General features: G+C 56.1%; 6 protein-coding genes. 5 read left to right on the top strand and 1 reads right to left on the bottom strand.

The window, feature by feature from the left end:
- The coding region (locus EB809_RS20760; RefSeq protein ID WP_148079186.1) for a transposase at positions 1 to 119 on the top strand (119 nt) is incomplete at its 5' end.
- A gap of 27 nt (positions 120 to 146) precedes the next feature.
- On the opposite strand, the gene EB809_RS20755 is transcribed toward EB809_RS20760, so the two are convergent.
- On the bottom strand, positions 147 to 602 hold the full coding sequence (locus EB809_RS20755; RefSeq protein WP_223808070.1) for a DUF4124 domain-containing protein: 456 nt from the start codon (positions 600 to 602) through the stop codon (positions 147 to 149).
- A 527-nt stretch (positions 603 to 1,129) separates the two neighbouring features.
- Here EB809_RS20755 and EB809_RS20750 point away from each other — a divergent pair.
- The 4 genes from EB809_RS20750 to pssA all read left to right on the top strand — a co-directional run bounded on the left by EB809_RS20750 (position 1,130) and on the right by pssA (position 5,412).
- Positions 1,130 to 2,848: an acetolactate synthase 3 large subunit gene (locus EB809_RS20750; RefSeq protein WP_123636765.1), complete on the top strand. Its 1,719-nt coding sequence runs from the start codon at positions 1,130 to 1,132 to the stop codon at positions 2,846 to 2,848.
- A 3-nt stretch (positions 2,849 to 2,851) separates the two neighbouring features.
- Complete coding sequence (gene ilvN / locus EB809_RS20745) at positions 2,852 to 3,343, top strand: acetolactate synthase small subunit (protein ID WP_123636764.1); 492 nt, start codon at positions 2,852 to 2,854, stop codon at positions 3,341 to 3,343.
- Between the two features lie 72 nt (positions 3,344 to 3,415).
- Entirely contained in the window at positions 3,416 to 4,432 is a 1,017-nt protein-coding gene (gene ilvC, locus EB809_RS20740) for a ketol-acid reductoisomerase (RefSeq protein ID WP_123636763.1), read from the top strand.
- A 140-nt stretch (positions 4,433 to 4,572) separates the two neighbouring features.
- Positions 4,573 to 5,412, top strand: a complete 840-nt coding sequence (gene pssA, locus EB809_RS20735) for a CDP-diacylglycerol--serine O-phosphatidyltransferase (protein WP_123636762.1) — start codon at positions 4,573 to 4,575, stop codon at positions 5,410 to 5,412.
- The last annotated feature ends 378 nt before the right edge of the window (positions 5,413 to 5,790 follow it).

Here is a 5,790-nt window from a genome sequence, read left to right as displayed (position 1 = left end):
GCGTGCTGGAGGGGATGAACAATAAAATCAAGGTGATCAAGCGGATGGCGTACGGCTACCGGGATAACGACTACTTCTTCCTGAAAATCAAAGCCGCTTTTCCCGGTAAAGTGCGATGAACCTTTTTATTTTGAGACGACGAGGGCTCAGTTCGCGCAATCTTCATCGATGATTTTCTGGAACTGCTCTTTCTTTTCCTGGATTTCTTCCGGAGTCAGGTAGCGCTGCTCGCCGTCTTCGCTGATCTTGATGCGGGCGTGGTTGCTGATGGTCTGCAGGTTCTTGGTGGCGATTTCGCAATTCTTCTGGCGTTGCTTGGCCTGAGCTTCTTCCTCTCGGCTCTCTTTGTCTTTCTTGGCCTGCTCGGCGCGGGATTTGTCGAGGGCGTCGACTTCCTGTTGGGGCGACATCCGTTTCTCGTCGGTGTCCGCCTTGGACGTGCCGGAGCGAACATTGACGGTCTCGCTCTGCTTGTTCATCGGTTTCTGGTCGCCGAAGTGAACGACGCCATTTTCATCCTTCCACTTGTAGACGGAAGCGGCGGTTGCCGTAATAGAGCTGATGGCGAGTAAAAAGGTCAGAGCAATGCCAAGTGTTTTCATGCAGATACAACCTGTTTCCCTGTTCAACCGGCAATCGGACATTGCCGGCGGATTCAACTGTCGTCACGCCGCCATTCTGCCATGGCTGGGCCTGTTCTGCTTAGGATTAGCCAAAAACTGTGCGATGGCCAGCATCGGGCTGTCGTAATTATGTAACCGCATTGGTCCCCAAAACCCGCCGCGGCGCGCCTTGGCGAGGCTTCGCTATTGACAGGACGTTTCCCGCTGTCACAATTGGCGATTGCCTGAAAACAGGGGTGAATACGGCAGGCAATCCCGAGCAGTATCCCCGTTGATTACCACGCTGGACCTTTCGCGCAGCCCGCGCGATGGGGCTGTATTTCGTGCAGCCCGACGAATGGCCGACCTCCGGCACCCTCAGGAGGCCCGGCTGGCCAGGAGAGACAACCTCTGCGTCCCTCAGTGTGGTGGAATGTCCGGTCCGGCTTTCACAAGAAGCAATGCACCGGAACCCCAGGCAACCGGCGACAGTCCGGTACATTCACTCTATAGAGAGGGTAGAGAAAGTGGAGTTATTGTCTGGCGCAGACATGCTGATCCGTTCCCTGCAGGATGAAGGGATCGAGTACATCTACGGTTATCCGGGTGGTGCAGCGCTGCATATCTATGACGCCCTGTTCAGGCAGGACAAGGTCAAACACATCCTGGTTCGCCATGAACAGGCCGCTGTTCACATGGCGGACGGTTACGCTCGGGCCAGTGGCAAGCCCGGTACCGTTCTGGTGACGTCCGGTCCCGGTGCGACCAACACCATTACCGGCATTGCCACAGCCTTCATGGATTCCATTCCGATGGTGGTTCTCTGTGGTCAGGTGGCTTCCACCCTGATCGGCGAGGATGCGTTCCAGGAAACGGACATGATCGGTGTATCCCGTCCCGTGGTGAAGCACAATATCAGTGTGCGTCATCCGTCGGAGATCCCCGAAGTTATCCGCAAGGCCTACTACATTGCGGCGACCGGCCGTCCGGGACCGGTGGTGGTCGACATCCCCAAGGATATGACCACGCCTAACGAGCGCTACGAGTACGAGTACCCCAAAAAGGTCAAACTGCGCTCCTACAATCCTGCGATTCGGGGCCATGCCGGCCAGATCCGCAAGGCGGCGGAAATGCTGCTGGCGGCCAAGCGTCCCATCATCTATGCCGGTGGTGGCGTCGTTCTTGGCAAGGCCTCGGAGCAATTGACGGACCTGGCGCACATGCTGGGCCATCCGGTCACCAATACCCTGATGGGCATTGGCAGCTTCCCGGCCTCCGACAAGCAGTCACTGGGCTGGCTGGGGATGCACGGTTCCTATGAATCGAACATGGCCATGCACCACTCGGATCTGATCCTCGCGGTGGGTGCCCGTTTCGACGATCGGGTGACCAATGCCACCGAGAAGTTCTGTCCGGGCGCACGCATCATCCACATCGATATCGACCCGGCGTCCATTTCCAAGACGGTCGAAGCCGACGTGCCCATTGTCGGTCCGGTGGATTCGGTGCTCAAAGAGCTGATTGCCCTGGTCAAGGAAAGCAAGGCCAAGCCGGACAACGATGCACTCAAGGCCTGGTGGAAGCAGATCGACGAGTGGCGGGCGTTTCACGGTATGCGCTACGAAAAGAGCGATACCTACATCAAGCCCCAGGAAGTGATCGAAGCGTTGCACCGGCTGACCAACGGCGACGCCTATGTGACGACCGACGTCGGCCAGCACCAGATGTTCACAGCCCAATACTACAAGTTCAACAAACCCAATCGCTGGATCAATTCTGGCGGCCTCGGCACCATGGGCTTCGGCCTGCCGGCGGCCATGGGTGTCAAGTTGAGCTACCCCGACGATGACGTCATCTGCGTCACCGGCGAGGGCAGTATCCAGATGAACATCCAGGAGCTGAGTACCTGCAAGCAGTACAATCTGCCGGTGAAGGTGGTCAACCTGAACAACCAGGCCCTGGGCATGGTCAAGCAGTGGCAGGACATGAACTACGAGTCCCGTCACTCCCAGTCCTACATGGAATCCTTGCCGGATTTCATCAAGCTGGCCGAGGCCTATGGCCACGTGGGTATTCGCATCGACCGCAAGGAAGATCTTGAGCCCAAGCTCAAGGTAGCCTTCGCGATGAAGGACAAGCTGGTCTTCATCGATATTTATGTTGATCCGCACGAACACGTCTACCCGATGCAGGTGGCCCGTGGCTCGATGAAGGATATGTGGCTCAGCAAAACGGAGAGGGTGTGATCCATGCGTCGAATCATTTCTGTTTTGCTTGAAAACGAGCCGGGTGCGCTGTCTCGCGTTGTCGGCCTGTTTTCCCAGCGCAACTACAACATCGAGACCCTGACGGTCGCGCCGACTGAGGATGAAACGCTCTCTCGACTGACGGTCACCACGACGGGGTCGGATCGGGTTATCGAGCAGATTACCAAGCAGCTGAACAAGCTGATCGAGGTGGTCAAGCTGGTGGACCTGACCGAGGGCTCGCACATCGAACGCGAACTGATGCTGATCAAGCTCAAAGCGAGTGGATCGCAACGCGCGGAGATCAAGCGAACCGTCGATATTTTCCGGGGTCAGATCGTGGACGTGACCAGTACGGTCTATACCGTCCAGTTGGCCGGGGATAGTGACAAGCTCGATGCCTTTATCCAGGCGGTCGGCACCACCGGTGTTCTGGAGGTCGTACGTTCAGGCGTCTCGGGCATCGCCCGGGGTGAAAAAGTTCTCAGTATCTGATTCTCAGTAACTGATAGTCACCATTTAAAGACTCGCGACCGGATGCGGTCCGATAGGTAACAGGGGAAAGTTATGCAGGTTTTTTACGATAAAGATTGTGATCTCTCCATCGTCCAGGGCAAGAAAGTGGCGATCATTGGCTACGGCTCCCAGGGCCACGCTCACGCCAACAACCTGAAGGATTCCGGCGTCGACGTTGTGGTCGGTCTGCGTGCCGGCTCTTCCTCAGCCGCCAAGGCCGAAGGCGCTGGCCTGACCGTCAAGACGGTTGCCGAAGCGTCCAAAGAAGCGGACATCGTGATGGTTCTGGCTCCGGACGAGAACCAGAAAGCCATCTACGAAAACGAGATCGAACCAAACCTGAAGAACGGTGGCGTGCTGGCGTTCGCCCACGGCTTCAACGTTCACTACAACCAGATCGTGGCTCGCAAGGATCTGGACGTGATCATGGTGGCACCGAAGGCGCCGGGCCATACCGTACGCACCGAGTTTGTTCGTGGTGGCGGTATTCCGGACCTGATCGCCATCCACCAGGACGCTTCCGGCAACGCCAAGAACATTGCGCTGTCCTACGCCAGTGCGATCGGCGGTGGCCGTACCGGTATCATCGAAACCACATTCCAGGACGAAACCGAAACCGACCTGTTTGGTGAGCAGGCCGTTCTGTGTGGCGGTACCGTTGAGCTGGTGAAAACGGCGTTCGAAACGCTGACCGAGGCGGGCTACGCGCCGGAAATGGCGTACTTCGAGTGTCTGCACGAGCTGAAGCTGATCGTCGACCTGATGTATGAAGGCGGTATCGCCAACATGAACTACTCCATCTCCAACAATGCGGAGTATGGTGAGTACGTCACCGGTCCTGAGGTCATCAACGAGCAGTCCCGTGAAGCCATGCGCAATGCACTGAAGCGCATCCAGAGCGGTGAATACGCCAAGATGTTCATCCAGGAAGGCAATACCAACTACCCGTCCATGACGGCGCGCCGTCGCCTCAATGCCGGTCACGACATTGAAGTGGTGGGTGAGAAACTGCGTTCCATGATGCCGTGGATCTCCGCGAACAAGATCGTGGACAAGGAAAAGAACTAAGCGTTAGCTTTGTCGGAAAACGCGACCTTCGGGTCGCGTTTTTTCGTTGTGGGCATCTTGCTTTGCATTTCTGTCACTTGACCGTGCAGGGTGGTGGATCAGCTATAATGCCCGTTGCATGTTTTGTGGGTTGAATCGGAATGAGCGAAAAAAACGAATCGGAACACAGCGTCTCGAACACAGATGAAGCGCTGCAGCAGGATGGAGAAGTTGTGGAAGAAGAAGTGGTTGAGGGCGCGCGGGTCCGTCGCAAGGGGATTTACCTGCTGCCCAACCTGCTGACGACGGCTTCGCTGTTTTCAGGCTTCTTCGCGATGGTGTCGGCCGCCAATGGCATGTTTGAGAAAGCGGCAATTGCCATCTTTGTCTCCATGATTCTGGATGGTCTGGACGGCCGTGTCGCCAGGATGACCAATACCCAAAGCAAGTTCGGTGAGGAGTACGACAGCCTGGCCGACATGGTCGCCTTTGGCGTTGCGCCGGGTTTGGTGGCATTTTTCTGGTCTCTGAACAGCTTCGGTAAATTCGGCTGGGCCATTACCTTTATTTACGTGGCAGGTGCCGCCTTACGTTTGGCGCGCTTCAATACTCAGATTGGTTCGGTCGACAAGAAATATTTTGTCGGTTTGCCAAGTCCGTCGGCCGCTGCTGTTGTGGCGGGGCTGGTCTGGTGCTTCCAGGGATTCGAGCCCCAGGTCTGGCTCAAGTTGCTGACGGTTCTGGTGGTCGCTGGCGCGGGCGTATTGATGGTCAGCAACATCCTCTACCGCAGCTTCAAGGATCTGGACTTGCGGGGGCGTGTGCCTTTTGCGGCCATTCTTGTCGTGGTCCTGGTGTTTGTGGTCGTGACATTGGATCCTGGGACGGTGCTTTTTGTCGGTTTCCTGGTCTATGGGCTGTCCGGACCGACTCAGGCGTTGTTCCGTAAAATGAGGCGAACCAAGCCGGTTGCTTCTGACGGAAATGAAGGCGGCCAATAAGGCCGGCGTTCTTTCTGAAAAAAAGGGCTGTTTCCAGACTGGAAACAGCCCTTTTGTCGTTTATGGGTGCTCGTGTGGATTTTCAGGCAGGGAGTTGGTCTTTACCTTCGACGCCGTTTTGCCGGGTTTGCGGCTTTTTGGTGGTTTTATGATCGGATTCGGGGAGTATCTGGTCGTCTTCTGAACAGTTCATTTCGGAAAACCGAGACTTTGGATAAAAAGCTTTAAAAAGGGCTTTACAGGTCCGCTGGGGTCTGTAGAATGCGCATCTCTTTCGAGGGGTACGCCACTGAAGCGGGCTCGGAATCGAAAAGCAACCGATTGTTTTGATTAAGAATTTCGAGTTTCAGATTTCTTCAAAACAACGGTTGACAGGGT

The sequence above is a fragment of the Marinobacter sp. R17 genome (assembly GCF_003789045.1).
Taxonomy (GTDB): domain Bacteria; phylum Pseudomonadota; class Gammaproteobacteria; order Pseudomonadales; family Oleiphilaceae; genus Marinobacter_A; species Marinobacter_A mangrovi.
The sequence above is the reverse complement of the archived record's forward strand: the minus strand, read 5'-3'. Positions and strand labels throughout refer to the sequence as shown.

What these genes read in the sequence shown, in the direction of transcription:
- pssA (WP_123636762.1), top strand. Translation starts at nt 4,573, where the DNA reads ATGAGCGAAAAAAACGAATCGGAACACAGCGTCTCGAACACAGATGAA.
- EB809_RS20755 (WP_223808070.1), bottom strand. Translation starts at nt 602, where the DNA reads ATGAAAACACTTGGCATTGCTCTGACCTTTTTACTCGCCATCAGCTCT.
- ilvC (WP_123636763.1), top strand. Translation starts at nt 3,416, where the DNA reads ATGCAGGTTTTTTACGATAAAGATTGTGATCTCTCCATCGTCCAGGGC.
- ilvN (WP_123636764.1), top strand. Translation starts at nt 2,852, where the DNA reads ATGCGTCGAATCATTTCTGTTTTGCTTGAAAACGAGCCGGGTGCGCTG.